Source organism: Roseivivax marinus, from assembly GCF_900109705.1.
GTDB classification, from domain to species: domain Bacteria; phylum Pseudomonadota; class Alphaproteobacteria; order Rhodobacterales; family Rhodobacteraceae; genus Roseivivax; species Roseivivax marinus.
In genome coordinates this window covers 39,507-53,669 of the sequence record NZ_FOAI01000008.1, presented here as the reverse complement: position 1 = coordinate 53,669, position 14,163 = coordinate 39,507, and the positions used below count along the sequence as shown (strand labels likewise).

Annotated in this window: 17 protein-coding genes; 10 read left to right on the top strand and 7 right to left on the bottom strand. The window is 65.3% G+C overall.

All coding sequences use genetic code 11. The features are described from left to right. Positions 1-53: 53 nt before the first annotated feature. From BMX29_RS11370 to BMX29_RS19220, 3 genes are all read left to right on the top strand, one after another. Complete coding sequence (locus BMX29_RS11370) at positions 54-1,055, top strand: Fe(3+) ABC transporter substrate-binding protein (RefSeq protein ID WP_092812901.1); 1,002 nt, start codon at positions 54-56, stop codon at positions 1,053-1,055. Between the two features lie 201 nt (positions 1,056-1,256). After that, on the top strand, positions 1,257-2,228 hold the full coding sequence (locus BMX29_RS11365; RefSeq protein ID WP_175471179.1) for a YihY/virulence factor BrkB family protein: 972 nt from the start codon (positions 1,257-1,259) through the stop codon (positions 2,226-2,228). Between the two features lie 150 nt (positions 2,229-2,378). Beyond that, positions 2,379-2,525: a hypothetical protein gene (locus BMX29_RS19220; RefSeq protein ID WP_157835858.1), complete on the top strand. Its 147-nt coding sequence runs from the start codon at positions 2,379-2,381 to the stop codon at positions 2,523-2,525. Between the two features lie 109 nt (positions 2,526-2,634). Here the strand turns inward: BMX29_RS19220 and BMX29_RS11360 are convergent, their stop codons facing one another. The 3 genes from BMX29_RS11360 to fabD form a co-directional block, all read right to left on the bottom strand. Continuing rightward, positions 2,635-2,868 carry an acyl carrier protein gene (locus tag BMX29_RS11360; protein WP_043841848.1) on the bottom strand — a complete coding sequence of 78 codons (234 nt, stop codon included), beginning with the start codon at positions 2,866-2,868 and terminating at the stop codon, positions 2,635-2,637. Positions 2,869-3,092: 224 nt separating this feature from the next. Then, positions 3,093-3,830, bottom strand: coding sequence for a 3-oxoacyl-ACP reductase FabG (fabG, locus tag BMX29_RS11355; RefSeq protein ID WP_092812895.1), 738 nt, complete (start codon positions 3,828-3,830; stop codon positions 3,093-3,095). A 67-nt stretch (positions 3,831-3,897) separates the two neighbouring features. Next, on the bottom strand, positions 3,898-4,830 hold the full coding sequence (fabD, locus tag BMX29_RS11350) for an ACP S-malonyltransferase (RefSeq protein ID WP_092812892.1): 933 nt from the start codon (positions 4,828-4,830) through the stop codon (positions 3,898-3,900). A 231-nt stretch (positions 4,831-5,061) separates the two neighbouring features. Between fabD and BMX29_RS11345 the strand changes: the two genes are divergently transcribed. After that, positions 5,062-6,261, top strand: coding sequence for a cytochrome b/b6 domain-containing protein (locus tag BMX29_RS11345; RefSeq protein ID WP_092812889.1), 1,200 nt, complete (start codon positions 5,062-5,064; stop codon positions 6,259-6,261). A 364-nt stretch (positions 6,262-6,625) separates the two neighbouring features. Here BMX29_RS11345 and BMX29_RS11340 read toward each other — a convergent pair whose 3' ends face one another. The 3 genes from BMX29_RS11340 to BMX29_RS11330 all read right to left on the bottom strand — a co-directional run bounded on the left by BMX29_RS11340 (position 6,626) and on the right by BMX29_RS11330 (position 8,848). Continuing rightward, positions 6,626-7,303 carry a TVP38/TMEM64 family protein gene (locus BMX29_RS11340; protein WP_244889216.1) on the bottom strand — a complete coding sequence of 226 codons (678 nt, stop codon included), beginning with the start codon at positions 7,301-7,303 and terminating at the stop codon, positions 6,626-6,628. Between the two features lie 541 nt (positions 7,304-7,844). Beyond that, complete coding sequence (locus tag BMX29_RS11335) at positions 7,845-8,435, bottom strand: YceI family protein (RefSeq protein WP_092812886.1); 591 nt, start codon at positions 8,433-8,435, stop codon at positions 7,845-7,847. 146 nt (positions 8,436-8,581) lie between these two features. Beyond that, positions 8,582-8,848, bottom strand: a complete 267-nt coding sequence (locus tag BMX29_RS11330) for a hypothetical protein (protein WP_043841371.1) — start codon at positions 8,846-8,848, stop codon at positions 8,582-8,584. A gap of 299 nt (positions 8,849-9,147) precedes the next feature. Here BMX29_RS11330 and rpsF point away from each other — a divergent pair, with 299 nt between their 5' ends. The 6 genes from rpsF to BMX29_RS11300 all read left to right on the top strand — a co-directional run bounded on the left by rpsF (position 9,148) and on the right by BMX29_RS11300 (position 12,725). Continuing rightward, on the top strand, positions 9,148-9,501 hold the full coding sequence (gene rpsF / locus BMX29_RS11325; RefSeq protein WP_043841374.1) for a 30S ribosomal protein S6: 354 nt from the start codon (positions 9,148-9,150) through the stop codon (positions 9,499-9,501). Between the two features lie 26 nt (positions 9,502-9,527). Beyond that, positions 9,528-9,755 (top strand): 30S ribosomal protein S18, encoded by a 228-nt coding sequence (rpsR, locus tag BMX29_RS11320; protein ID WP_010139260.1) that lies wholly within the window; start codon positions 9,528-9,530, stop codon positions 9,753-9,755. Between the two features lie 10 nt (positions 9,756-9,765). Continuing rightward, positions 9,766-10,431: a 50S ribosomal protein L9 gene (rplI, locus tag BMX29_RS11315; RefSeq protein ID WP_092812883.1), complete on the top strand. Its 666-nt coding sequence runs from the start codon at positions 9,766-9,768 to the stop codon at positions 10,429-10,431. A 174-nt stretch (positions 10,432-10,605) separates the two neighbouring features. Further along, entirely contained in the window at positions 10,606-10,995 is a 390-nt protein-coding gene (locus tag BMX29_RS11310; protein WP_092812880.1) for a helix-turn-helix domain-containing protein, read from the top strand. A gap of 42 nt (positions 10,996-11,037) precedes the next feature. Then, complete coding sequence (locus BMX29_RS11305; protein ID WP_092812877.1) at positions 11,038-11,739, top strand: autoinducer binding domain-containing protein; 702 nt, start codon at positions 11,038-11,040, stop codon at positions 11,737-11,739. Between the two features lie 101 nt (positions 11,740-11,840). Further along, entirely contained in the window at positions 11,841-12,725 is an 885-nt protein-coding gene (locus tag BMX29_RS11300; protein WP_092812874.1) for an acyl-homoserine-lactone synthase, read from the top strand. Positions 12,726-12,824: 99 nt separating this feature from the next. Here the strand turns inward: BMX29_RS11300 and tig are convergent, their stop codons facing one another. After that, a complete protein-coding gene (gene tig / locus BMX29_RS11295) occupies positions 12,825-14,156 on the bottom strand; it encodes a trigger factor (RefSeq protein ID WP_092812871.1) in 1,332 nt (443 codons plus the stop codon). Positions 14,157-14,163: the final 7 nt, after the last annotated feature.

Below are 14,163 nucleotides of genomic sequence, written 5' to 3'. Positions count from 1 at the left end.
ATTTCTCTCGGATTTAAGGCAGGCAACCAGTCTGGATGTCAGAGGAGCCTTCCATGATCCGCACCACCGCCATCGCTGTCGCCGCGCTGGTCGTCGCGACGCCTGCGCTCGCCGAGGTCAATATCTACTCGCAGCGGCAGCCCGAGCTGATCGCGCCGATCACCGACGCCTTCACCGAGGCGACCGGCATCGAGACCAACGTGGTCTATCTCGACAGTGGCCTGACCGAGCGCCTCCAGGCCGAGGGCGACCGTTCGCCCGCCGACATCATCATGACGGTGGACATCGCGCGCCTGAGCCAGACCGTCGAGGGTGGCGTCACCCAGCCGGTCGAGAGCGAGGTCCTCGAAGAGCATATCCCCGAAGCCTTCCGCGATCCCGACAACCAGTGGTTCGGCGTCACCACCCGCGCCCGCATCGTCTACGCCTCGAAAGAGCGCGTGGACCCGGAAGAGATCACGACCTACGAGGACCTCGCGTCCGACAAGTGGGAAGGTCGCATCTGCACCCGCTCGGGCACGCATCCCTACAACCTCGCGCTGCTGTCGGCGATGATCCATCACCACGGCTACGATGCCGCCAAGCAATGGGCGTCCGATCTCAAGGACAACCTCGCCCGGAAACCGCAGGGCAACGACCGCGCGCAGGTCCGTGCGATCTGGGCGGGTGAATGCGACATCTCGCTCGGCAACACATACTACATGGGCAAGATGCTCGAGGACGAAGAGCAGACCCAGTGGGCCGAAAGCGTCAACGTCCTATTCCCGGAATTCGAAGAGGGCGGCACGCACATGAACGTGTCGGGCGTCGCCATGACCGCGTCGGCTCCGCACGCCGAGGATGCGCGCGCCTTCATGGAATTCCTGGCATCCCCCGAGGCGCAGCAGATCTACGCCGAAGCCAACTACGAGTACCCGGTCGACTCCGAGATCGAGGCCTCCGAGCTGGTCCGGTCCTGGGGCGAGTTCACGCCGGACGATGTGAACCTGATGGAACTGGCCGACCTGCGCTCCGACGCGCTGCAGATCATGGAAGAGGTCAACTTCGACGGCTGATCCTTCCGTCGCAGGCAATCTGAGAGGCCCCCGGTTCCTGTGCGGACCGGGGGCCTTTTTTGTGCCGGCAGCATGACAGGTCGCGCACGACACTGTTGCCCGGGACACACGCATCGCCTGTCCGGCTGGCACCAGGTTTCGCCAAACCCGCCCTTGCGCGCTAAGTAGATCGCCATGACCGATCTAACCGGAGACGCGCCCATGAGCGCCCCCCCGCACCACGGCGCCGACGCAGAGCGCCCTCGCCACCTGTCGATGCGCGCGTGGTGGCAGATCCTGCGGCGCGTTGCCAACGACGTGGCACAGGACAATATCTCGGTGGTCGCGGCGGGCGTCGCCTTCTACACGCTGCTGTCGATCTTCCCCGCGTTCACCGCATTCGTGTCGCTCGCGGGATATGCCTTTGATCCGTCCGACCTGACCATGCAGCTCGAACAGCTCGTGGACATCCTGCCGGCCGAGGCCGCGGACATCATTCAGGGTCAGGTTCTCGAGGTGACCGGCGGCGATCAGACCGCCACCGGCTTCGCCGCGATCCTCGCGCTGGCGCTTGCGCTCTACGGTGCGATCCGCGGGGTGAAAACGCTGATGGCAGGCATGAACATAGCCTATGGCGAGAGGGAAAAGCGCAACATCATCGTGCTCAACCTCACGGCGGTTGCGCTGATGGTGATATTGATCCTCGGCGTCGCCTTCGCGCTGAACGCCGTGGTCATCATCCCCGCGATCATGAGCTTCGTGGGCCTGCCGACAAGCCTCGACATTCTCCTGCGCATCCTGAAATGGGCGATCCTGTTCGGAATGACAGTGTTCGGCCTGTCGCTGCTTTATCGCTTCGCTCCGTCGCGGCGCCGTCCCAAATGGCGCTGGGTGTCGCCCGGCGCTTTCGTCGCCGCCCTGCTGTGGATCATCGGGACGATCGGCTTTTCGATCTACGTCCAGAATTTCGGCAGCTACAACGAGACCTACGGCACGCTGGGCGGGGTCATCATCTTGCTGACCTGGCTCTGGCTGTCGGCGTTCATCGTGCTGCTCGGCGCCGAGTTCAACGCCGAGATGGAACACCAGACCTCGCGTGACACCACGATCGGGCGCGAGCGCCCCATCGGCAAGCGTGGCGCGGTCAAGGCCGACACCGTGCCGACGGTCGCATCGCCGCCTTCCGCGGAGTGATGGCATTCGCGTCGACGCGCGGTGCGGCAGACCCTTAGGTTGCAAGATCGGGATCGCGGCGGCCGCGCGCTCGTCGCTCGGAGTTTTGCTTGCCGCGTCGCTATCTACGGTTTACTTAGTATTTACTAACCATTCCGAAAGGAGGGTCACATGTCCCGCATCGGCGATCAAGCCGCACGCCTGTGGCGCAACCTCAATCCGTCGGAGCCAAGCCCCAGCTTCCTGCTGAAGCTCTGGCTCTTCATGATCTCCATGTTCCTGCTGGGTCTCTGGCTCGGTGGCGGGACCGGAAGCTGAGCAGGACCAGCTTCGACGCGCTGGCGTGTGACGTCCACGGCCAAGAAAAAGGGCGACGATCCCACCGGATCGTCGCCCTTTTCGTCGTTCAGAGGATCGAAGGACGCGCTTACACGGCGTCCTTAATGAACTTCACGGCGTCGCCGAAGGTCTGGATGGTCTCGGCCGCATCGTCGGGAATCTCGATGCCGAATTCCTCTTCGAAGGCCATGACCAGCTCGACCGTGTCGAGGCTGTCGGCGCCGAGGTCGTCGATGAACGAAGCGTTCTCGGTCACCTTCTCTTCTTCGACGCCGAGATGCTCGACCACGATCTTGCGCACGCGATCTTCGATGTCGCTCATGTTGTCTTCCTCACAATGCTTCGGACCCGAGCGGCCCTGCTCTCCCTCGCCCAAAGTCTCGGGCTGGTCTTCGTGCCCGTTTCCGGGCGGCGACGGTGCACCCTCCCGCGCGGGATCCGGATGCCGGTCGGGGCACCGTTGCATGCCCCGTCCTGAATTGCGAGCGCCTATAGCACATGGATCGGGGATGGCAAACGCTTTCCCCCAAGGCATTTAAGGCGCCGTCAGAGCATGGCCATTCCGCCATTCACGTGCAACGTCGTGCCCGTCACGTAGCTTGCGCCGGGGCTGGCGAGAAACAGCGCGGCGGCCGCGATTTCCTCGGGCGTGCCCATGCGGCCGGACGGGATCTGACCCAGGATCTGCTGCTTCTGCTCGTCGTTGAGCTTTTCGGTCATCGCCGTCTCGATGAAGCCCGGGGCCACCGCGTTGACCGTGATGTTGCGGCTCGCGACCTCGTAGGCCAGCGACTTGGTCATGCCCACGAGGCCCGCCTTGGCCGCGGCGTAGTTGCCCTGGCCGGGGTTGCCGGTCGCGCCCACCACGGACGAGACATTGACGATGCGGCCCCAGCGCGACTTCATCATGCCGCGCAGCACACCCTTCGACAGGCGGAAGGCGGCCGTGAGGTTGACCTCGAGAACCTGCGTCCACTCGTCGTCGGACATCCGCATGAAGATGTTGTCGCGGGTGATGCCGGCGTTGTTCACCAGGATATCGACGCTGCCCATGGCCTCGGCGGCCTGCTTGGGCAGCGCGGTGACGGCTTCGGCATCCGAGAGATTGCAGGGCAGAACGTGCGCGCGTTCGCCCAGCTGGTCCGCCAACTCCTGAAGCGGGGCCTCGCGGGTGCCCGAAAGGCCGACCGTCGCGCCTGCCTCGTGCAAGGCGGAGGCGATGGCGCCGCCGATGCCGCCCGAGGCGCCGGTGACCAGCGCGGATTTTCCCGTCAGATCGAACATGTCGCTTTCCTTTTTCGGTATCGGGTCCGGCCGCCCGGGGGCCGGGTCATGCGAAGTGTGCCGGGGTTCAGGCGCCGGCCGCGGCGCGCACGTCGTCGGGGGTACCCACGGCGCGGGTCGCGACCGAGCGATCGATACGCTTGATCATGCCCGAGAGCGCCTTGCCGGCGCCGATCTCCCACGCCTCGGTGACGCCTTGCCCGGCCATCCATGCCACGCTCTCGCGCCAGCGCACGGCGCCGGTGACCTGTGCCACCAGAAGCTCGCGGATGGTGGCGGCGTCCTGCACCGCCTCCGCGCGAACGTTGGCGACAAGCGGCACCGACGGAGCGGCGATCTCGACCTCGGCAAGCGCGGTCTGCATCCGGTCGGCCGCCGGCTGCATGAGCGCGCAATGGAACGGCGCCGAGACCGGCAGCAGCAGCGCGCGCTTGGCGCCCTTTCCCTTGGCGATGTCGACCGCACGCTCGACCGCCGTCCGGTGGCCCGAGACCACCACCTGCGCGGGATCGTTGTCGTTCGCGGCCTCGCACACCTCGCCCTGCGCGGCTTCGGAGGCGACCTCGCGCACAGCGGCCAGGTCGAGCCCCAAAACCGCGGCCATGGCGCCCTCGCCAACCGGAACGGCGTCCTGCATGGCCTGACCGCGGATCCGCAGCAGCCGCGCGCAATCTGCCACCGAAAGCGCGCCAGCGGCGGCCAGCGCGGAATACTCACCGAGCGAATGGCCGGCCACGAAGGCCGCGTCAGTGACCTTGATCCCCTCGGCCTCGAGCGCCCGCATCGCCGCGAGCGAGGTCGCCATCAGCGCCGGCTGGGCATTCGCGGTCAGGGTCAGTTCGTCGGCCTCGCCTTCCCAGATCAGGCTCGAGAGCTTCTGTCCCAGCGCGTCGTCCACCTCGTCGAAGACCGCGCGCGCGGCGGGATAGGCGTCGGCCAGATCGCGGCCCATGCCGATGGTCTGCGCGCCCTGACCGGGGAAAACGAAGGCTCGGCTCATCGGGGTCTCCTCGAACGTCGGTTGTGTCTTTTGTATTTTGGCGCGTGGCGCGCCCGTCCCGGCCTTCCTAGCTGCCGCGACAGATGCGCGCAACGTGACGGTCTCCCGCGCCACCCCCGTGACCCCGCGCAGCCGTCCTGTGCGAAGGTGCCGGATTGCGGCGCGAAACGCGCGCTTTACTTATCGTCACCGAACAAGCCGTCCAGATACCTTCACGACCGGAGCCCTTCCATGTCCCTCGGCAATGCCACCGATCGCTACGGCGCGGTCGCCAAGACCTTTCACTGGATCACGGCACTCGGGATCTTCGCGAACCTCGCGCTGGGGTTCGCCGCCGAATGGGCGCCGCGCGGAACCGAGGGCGAGATCGCCCTCAAGACCGCGCTGTTCTCTGCGCACAAGACCGTGGGGGTCGCCGTGTTCTTTGTCGCGCTCCTGCGGATCCTCTGGGCCCTCGCGCAGCCGAAGCCTGCACCGCTTCACCCCGAGCGCAGGACCGAGACGCTGACCGCGGACACCGTGCATTGGCTGCTCTACGGCAGTCTGGTCCTCGTGCCGCTGTCGGGCTGGATCGGCCACGCCGCGAGCGAAGGCTTCGCACGCATCTGGTGGCCCTTCGGCCAGTCGCTGCCGCTCGTTCCGAAATCGTCCGAGCTGGCCGAGACCGCGTGGACCCTGCATTACGTCTTCATGCTGGTGCTGGTGGCGTCGATCGTCCTGCACGTGGCCGGAGCGGTGAAGCACCACGTTGTCGACAAGGACGCGACCCTGCGCCGGATGCTGCCCGGGACCACCCGCGCGGCGTCTCCCGACGGGCGCCACGGCATCGTCCTGCCGTTCGTTCTGGCGCTGGCCTTCTGGGGCGTCGCGCTGGCAGGCGGCGCAGCGGCAGGGCTCTTCTCGGGCCCCGAGGGCGGCGAAAGCGCGGCGCTCGAGGACGTCGACTCGGAATGGGAGGTTCAGGACGGCACGCTCGCCATCGTCGTTCAGCAGATGGGCAGCGAAGTGCGTGGCGAGTTCGCGGACTGGACCGCGGACATCGCCTTCACCCCGAGCGACGAGCCGGGCCCGGCGGGCGAGGTCACGGTGCAGATCGCCGTACCTTCCCTGACACTCGGCTCGGTGACATCCGAAGCCAAGGCCCCTGCCTATCTCGCCGCAGAAGAGCATCCGACCGCAACCTTCGCGGCCGAGATCCTCAGGGAGGCCGATGGATGGGTCGCGGACGGCACGGTCACGCTGAAGGGCCAGGAGGCACCGGTCACCATGCCGTTCGAACTGACCCTCGACGGCGACACCGCCGAGATGCGCGGCACCGCGACGCTCGACAGGCGCAACTACGAGGTCGGCCAGAGCATGGACAGCGAGGACACCGTTGGTTTCGAAATCGGCGTGCAGGTTGAACTGACGGCGGTCCGCGCGAGCGAATGACCCGGGTTTGACGGCTGAAGGCCTCCTCCGAGTCGGCGACCGAGCGGAGGGGGCCCCCAGCCGGTCACACGTGCGGCGCCATAGCAGATGAGCTCGGCCCTCTTGGCACGTGGGGGAATTTCGCGCAGCCGCACTGGTAACCAATTGGCGCGATCGTGTCTCGACGCGTATGCCCATGCTTCCGCGCTTCCCCTCGGAACTTCAGGGCGATGGCGGACTGCACCTTGCCGCTAAGGGATTAGTTGTTCGAGAGACGGATGCGCCCGCTTTCGCCACGCGCGCGAGACCTGTCTCGCTCGGCATCCAGCCGATCTCGAAGGGCAGTCGTCGGCATCGGCCAAGCCCGTTCGGGGTGGTCCGCGCCTCACCCGTCTCCGCGTCCCCTGCCCGGCCCACGGCCGCGAAGCGCGGCCCAGACAAGCGGCGCCCCGGTGACGGCGCCCAACCCGACGGCGAGCGCCCAGTCCACCGGGCCAAGGCCGTCGGTGACCGCCTGCGCGCCCAGGTGGGCCAGAAGGAAACTGGCCGGCGCGATGCCCGCCAGCGTCGCCAGAGCGAAACGCCAGAAGCGGATCACGCTCAAACCCGCGGCGTAGCTTACAAGGTCGAATGACACGAAGGGCATGAGCCGGCTGGCGAAGACCATCAGGGTCAGCGCATTCTGAGAGCCGAGGAACCCCTGTTCGACCTTGTCGCCGAACCACCGCCGCATCGCATCGCGCCCCAGCATGCGAGCGAGCGCGAAGGCGACAAGCGCGCCGGCCTCTGCTCCCAGGATCACCCACAGGGTGCCCCAAGCATGGCCGTAGGCTGCGCCGGCGGCCATGGCGACAGGTGCGCTGGGAAGCGGACTCGCGACCACGGCGAGGGCCATCAGCCCGACCACCACCACAGGTCCAAGCGCACCGGCGGACGTCACCCATTCCTCGAGCGCCCCGGAGTCAAGTCCCGCGCCCAGATCGGGCCGGCCGAGGTAAAGCCAGAGCCCTGCCGCTCCGGCAAGCACCACCAGCACGAGGACAACGACACGGCTCTTCTTCATTTTAGCCAACAACGGACTCGCATACCGCCTGGCGAAACGTGACAAGGAGCTCGTCCACGTCTGATGAGACCCGGAGCTCTGAGACCGCGGCCACACCACCGGCCTGCCGGGGGCGAACAACGGAACGGGGTCGATCGGCCGATCGAGGCAGCACGGTGACCGGGACGCGATCGGCAGAATCTTACTGACTGCATGAAACTCCTCCACCCCGAGCGCCGAGTTTCGTCTTCCCCGGGATCCGCAAACGGCCGGGGCCGGGACCGTCTCCAGCCCACCGGACCACATTACCGTTGCCGGACGCAGGCCATAGATTCCGGTCGGTTCCGAACACCCGGTCCCCGAGCGAGACCGTCCAACATTCGGGACGTTGTTAGCAAGGACAGCTCCGTTACCGAGGAAAGCGCTATGCGCGTGGAACGCGGTCGCCCTCGGTCGGGATCCGCCACTGCCAAAGGGAAGAGGCAGCGCACCTCATCCCGCACACGCGAAAACGCCCGCCGGGAGACCTGGCGGGCGTCGCATCATAAGATGATCGGATCGATCAGCTGTCGGTCTCGGGCTGGCCTTCCATCGCCTCGACCGAAATCTCGATTTCGACCTCGTCGCTGACGGCCGGCGCGAACATGCCGAGATTATAGTCCGAGCGAAGCACCGTGGTCGTCGCCGAGAAACCGGCCCAGGGCTTGTTTTCCATCGGGTGCGAGCCGGCCTTGTTGAGCTGCGCGTCGAGGACGACCTCGTTGGTCACCCCGTTCATGCTCAGCTCGCCGGTGATCTCGGCGGTTTCCTCGCCGATCACCTCGATGCCGGTGGAGGTGAAGGTGACCATGTCGCCCTCTTCGGCGCCGAAGAAATCCTCGGACATGAAGTGCTCGAAGCGGCCTTCCCAGCCGGTCATCATCGACCGCACGGGGAAGGAAACCTCGACGGAAGAGTTCGCCGGGTCTTCCTGGTCGAACATGATCGTGCCGTCGAAGCCCGAGAACATGCCGTAGCCCGTGGAGAAGCCGAGGTGGTCGTAGTGGAAGACGATCTGGCTGTGCGAGCTGTCGAGCGAGTACTCGACGGGCTCGGCCAGAACGGCCGTAGCGGGCACAAGGGCGAGCGCGGTGGCGGCTGCGAAGCGGTTCATGAGGAAGTCCTCTCTGTTGCGGTTATCCCGCCTCAGAGATGCACCCCCGCACCTTACGATCAACGCCACGCCGCATCACAGGATCTGTTGAAATGTGAACAGACGGGGTTTCGACTGTGCGCTGAGTGCCTCTGGACCGAGGATGATCAGCGGGTGCGTCCGATCACGCGGGCCGCGCCGAAACAGGTCAGACCGGAGAGCCCGAGGAAGCATGACACCCCGAGGCGGATCAGTCCGAGCGCGGGCAGGTCTGCGACGCCGCGGCCGGCCCCCATCCAGATCGCCAGCGCGGCGGCGATCAGCGCACCGCCGATCATCACCAGCGCCGCGCGCATCACCGGGTCGAACGCCGAAGGTTGCGGATTCGAGAATACCTCGTGGGAGTTGTGTCCGTGACGGGCGGTATCGCTCATAGAGATCTCCGGTGTCGGCGCGGCGTTACTAATGCGGCTCTGGTTTATACATTGTTAACAACATGGGCCAATTTAAGGCGACCTTGCGGAAGGTCACGCGTCGCCCGCGCAGGACGCCGCGCCGCGCGCGCCGGCGATGTCCTGCGCGCGCCCTCCCCGCCCCTTGCGTGACTGGGCAATCCGTGTATACGGGCCGCTCTCTCCGCGAACGTTTTCGCACCGCGCGGTCTCTCGTGGGCAGGTGCGGAGAGGATGCATCGCCTGCCCTTTGAAACGCGCCAGAACATGAGGAAGATCGCATGCCGCTCTACGAGCATGTCTTCATCTCGCGTCAGGACCTGTCCAACGCGCAGGCCGAGGGCCTGATCGAACACTTCACCTCCGTCCTCTCCGACAACGGTGGCACGCTCGTCACCAGCGAGTACTGGGGCGTGAAGACGATGGCCTACAAGATCAACAAGAACCGCAAGGGGCACTACGCTTTCCTGCGCACCGACGCCCCCGCGACGGCCGTGCAGGAGATGGAGCGCCTGATGCGCCTGCACGACGACGTCATGCGCGTCCTGACCATCAAGGTCGAGGAGCACGAGGAAGGCCCGTCCATCCAGATGCAGAAGCGCGACGAGCGCGACGACCGTCGCCGCCGCAACTGATCGCCCGAGAAACAAGGAGCTAAACCATGGCAGCAAAACCGTTTTTCCGCCGCCGCAAGGTCTGCCCGTTCTCCGGCGAGAACGCGCCCAAGATCGACTACAAGGACACCCGACTCCTGCAGCGCTACGTGTCCGAGCGCGGCAAGATCGTCCCCTCGCGCATCACCGCAGTCAGCGCGAAGAAGCAGCGTGAACTCGCGCGCGCCATCAAGCGTGCCCGCTTCCTCGCCCTCCTGCCCTACGCCGTGAAGTAAGGAGAGAGAGATGCAAGTCATTCTGCTCGAGCGCGTGGCCAAGCTGGGCCAGATGGGCGACGTCGTCGACGTCAAACCCGGCTTCGCCCGCAACTACCTCCTGCTTCAGGGCAAGGCGCTCACCGCGTCGAAGGAGAACATCGCCCGCTTCGAGGCCGAGAAGGCCCATCTCGAGGCGAAAAACCTCGAGACCCGCAAGGAGGCCGAGCAGGTCTCCGAGAAGCTCGACGGCGAGAAGTTCGTGGTGATTCGTCAGGCGTCCGACGGCGGCAACCTATACGGCTCGGTCACCACCCGTGACGCCGCCGAGGTCTGCAAGGAAGCCGGCTTCGACGTCGACCGCAAGCAGGTCATCATCCGCGAGCCAATCAAGGAGCTGGGTCTGCACGAGGTGGAAATCCACCTTCACCCCGAGGTCGTCTGCGAGATCACCCTGAACGTCGCCCGCTCGCCCGAAGAGGCCGAGATCCAGGCGCAGGGCAAGTCGATCCAGCAGCTGGCCGCCGAGGAAGAGGCACAGGCCGAGTTCGAGATCTCGGAACTGTTCGACGACATCGGCGCGGCACAGCTCGACGAGCTCGAGACCGCGGACGAGCAGGCGTCTGACGAGCCGGCCGTGCAGGACAAGGACGAGCTCGACGCCCGTCTTGCCGAAGGCGAAGACGACCGCGGCTGAGACGCCCCCTCAGGTCATTGTTTACAGTGCCGGCCCCTATCACGGGGCCGGCATTTTTTGTTTCCGAAATGAGGAATTCATTCGCAAAATAAGTTCGTGACCGCCCGTGTTTTGACAACTTGCTCTTGCATCACTGATGAAAGTTGGTGAGGCTAGAGCGAAACGAAGAGAGTTTTGGTTTTGAATTTGGTAGATAAACATATCGGTGCCCGGGTTAGGGCACAGCGCCAGGCGCGCGGGCTCACCCAACGCGATCTCGGCGAACGCCTCGGCGTTCGCTTCCAGCAAGTTCAGAAATACGAGAGTGGCCAGAACCGTATCTCGGCCGCCCAGATGTGGCGCATTGCCAGCGTTCTCGAAGTTCCGGTCAGCCTCTTTTTCGAGGATCTCGACCTGGGCGAAGACGACCCCCGTGCCTCGGCCGGAGGAGAAAATGCCCCTCTTTCGCCATCCCAGACCCGCGAACTCGCCCAGATTTTCACGACACTGGACGGATCGCAGCGCGAGGCCGTCATGGCCTTTCTGCGCTCACTTGCGCAGGCCGGAGAGGGTGCGCGACCGTAAAATCCCCTGTGGCAGGGCCTGCCACGGCGAACAGGCGTGGCCATGCAGCTGATTGACCTTGCCGGTTTCCCCGGCCGCACCGATCACTTCGATACCTTCCTGCTGGAGCTTTGCGACCAGCTCGAGTTCGACTACGCGTCCTACGCCGTGGCGAACCCGATCACGCGGGATGTTCAAGGCTACGCAACCTATCCCGACGAATGGAAGACGCATTACGGCTCCCGCGGCTTCCACGAGTTCGACCCGACCCTGCACAAGGCGTCACGCAGCGTCGCCCCGGTGGATTGGGGCAGACTCGCGCGGGATGATGACTTCGTCACCTTATTTTCGGAAGCAACGGATTTCGGCATTTCGGACCGCGGTCTGACGGTTCCGATCCGCGGGCCCATGGGCGAATGCGGCCTGCTCAGCGTCACGCGCGACTGCTCGGACCGCGAATGGATCGCGCTCAAGACCGAGGTCATGCCGCGTCTCCAGCACGCAGCCGTGCACCTGCATGATGCTGTAATGCGGACAGATCCCATGACCGCGGCGCTCAATCGCTTCGAGCTGTCGCAGCGCGAGCGTGAGGTCCTGCAGTGGGCCGCTCTCGGCAAGACGCAGCAGGACATCGCGGACATCGTCGGAATCTCGCACCGGACGGTCGAGGTGCACCTGCGCTCCGCCCGCACCAAGCTCAGTGCCCTGACCACGCCGCAGGCAGTGGGTCGCGGCATCGCCTTGGGACTGATCGAGGCAGGCTGACACACAATTATGACGTCGTGATACGGGAAAGCCCCAATAGCTTTTGCCGCATTTCACGTTAACCCTTGCTTTAAAGAGCCTGACAGCAAGGGGAAAATACTGTGATCATCGTACTCGACGCACTGAATCGCGACATCTTCGCGGATATCATGCGTGACGTTTTCGCGCTGCGCGCGCGCGTCTTCCGCGATCGGCTGGGCTGGGATGTCCAGGTCAACGAAGAAGGGCTGGAAATCGACGTGTTCGATGGCCTCGACCCGGCTTACGTGGTGAGCCTCGACGACGAGGGACGCGTCGTCGGCACCATGCGCCTCCTGCAGACGACCGGTCCGCACATGATGACCGACGTCTTCGCCGAGCTGCTCGATGGCGAGCCGGCCCTGCGCGACCCCCAGGTCTGGGAAGCCACTCGCTTCTGCATCGATACCGAGCGTCTCGGCCGCGGCGCCGGTCGTAACACCGTGTCCTACGTGACGTCCGAGATCATGGTCGGCGCATTCGAATACGCGATGCAGGCCGGCGTGACCGACGCGGTCGCAGTGATCGACCCGGTGATGAACCGGCTGATGCGTCGCTCGGGCAACGCCCCTTACGACTATCTCGGCTCGGCCAAGCCGATGGGCAAGGTCGTCGCGATGGCCGCACTGATGGACGCCTCCGCCGAGCGCGTCGCATCGATTCGTGAGTTCGCCGGAATTGAAGGCGATGTTTTCGGCACAGAGGAAGAGATCCGCACCATGTTCACCGTGACCCACCCCGAAGTCCGCAAGACCGCAGCTCCCGTAGCCCCGGCGGCCTCCGCGTCCGATGCCGCGCAGAACCCGCTCGTCGCGCTGGCGATCTACTGCCGCGATCAGCTGCAGGCCGCACGCACCGACGAAGAACGCGAAGCGGCGCAGGCCCTCGTGTCCGAAATCGCGCGCAGCGTGCCGAAGTCGGTCTGGAGCGAAATTCGCAACGCTCTGCCCGAGCACATGACCGCCTGACCGCGCACGAAAAGTCCTGTTCGAGTTTGGGATCGAACAAAAAACGGCGGCCCGAAGGCCGCCGTTTTTGAGTCTTGGGAACGTTGACCGCCGGAGCGGTCAGACTTCGTCCAGCTCGTCGAGCATCTTCTGCAGGTCTTCCTTGGCGACCTCGTTCTCCTCGACCTTCGCCTTTTCGAGGATCACGTCCACGACCTTGTCCTCGAAGATCGGCGCGCGCAGTTGCTGCTGCATCTGCTGGTTCTGACGCACGAAGTCGAAGAACGCGCGCTCCTGGCCCGGATACTGACGCGCCTGGTTCATGATCGCCTGGGTCATCTCGGCGTCGGTCACCTGGACCTCGTGCTGATTGCCGATCTCGGCCAGCAGCAGACCGAGGCGCACGCGGCGCTCGGCGAGGGTCTTGTGCTCGTCCGTGGGCTCGATCTCGCCGTGGTCGTGGCCGTGATCGTCCGGGTTGTCCTCGTGGTAGAGCTGATGCGCGATCTGCTTGGCTTCGGCATCGACGAGGCTCGGCGGCAGGTCGAACTGCACCTTCTCGTCCAGCACATCGAGCAGGCGGCGCTTGACCACCTGGCGCGCGGCGCCCTGGTACTCGGCCTCGAGCCGCTCGCGGATCTGACCCTTGAGGCCTTCGAGATCCTCGGCGCCGAACTTCTTGGCCAGCTCGTCGTCGATTTCGGCGGCAACGGGCTTTTTCACTTCCTTGACGGTCACGTCGAAGACCGCGGCCTTGCCGGCCAGGTTCTCGGCGCCGTACTCCTCGGGGAAGGTGACCTCGACGGCCTTTTCCTCACCTTTGGTCACGCCGACGAGTTGCTCTTCGAAGCCGGGAATGAACGAGTTCGATCCGAGCGTCAGCGGATAGTCTTCCGCCGCGCCGCCCTCGAACGCCTCGCCGTCGACCTTGCCGACAAAGTCGATGACGACCTGGTCACCGTCCTTCGACTTCACGCCGTCCTGGCGCTCCTTGAAGTCCTGCGCCGTCTCGGCGAGGTTCCTGAGCGCTTCCTCGACATCCTCGTCGGACGCCTTGGCGACCGGCTTGTTGACCGACAGGTCGGTCAGGTCGATCTCGGGCACGTCGGGAAGCTTCTCGTAGTTCATTTCGACGTGGACGTCGTCGCCCTCGGACCAGTCCTCGTTGGTCATCTTGACCTCGGGCTGCATCGCGGGGCGGTCGCCGGTGTCCTCGAAGTGCTTGGACATGGCGCCGTCGATGGCTTCCTGCATCGACTCTCCGAGCAGGCGCTGGCCGAACTGCTTGCGCAGAAGCGCCATAGGGACCTTGCCCTTGCGGAAGCCCTTCATCTCGACTTCGGGCTGAGCCTCGGCCAGCTTCTCGTGCACCTTCGCATCGAGTTCATCGGCCGTCAGCGTGATCGCGTAGCCGCGCTTCAGGCCCTCGTTCAGGGTTTCGGTGACCTGCATCTTGTCT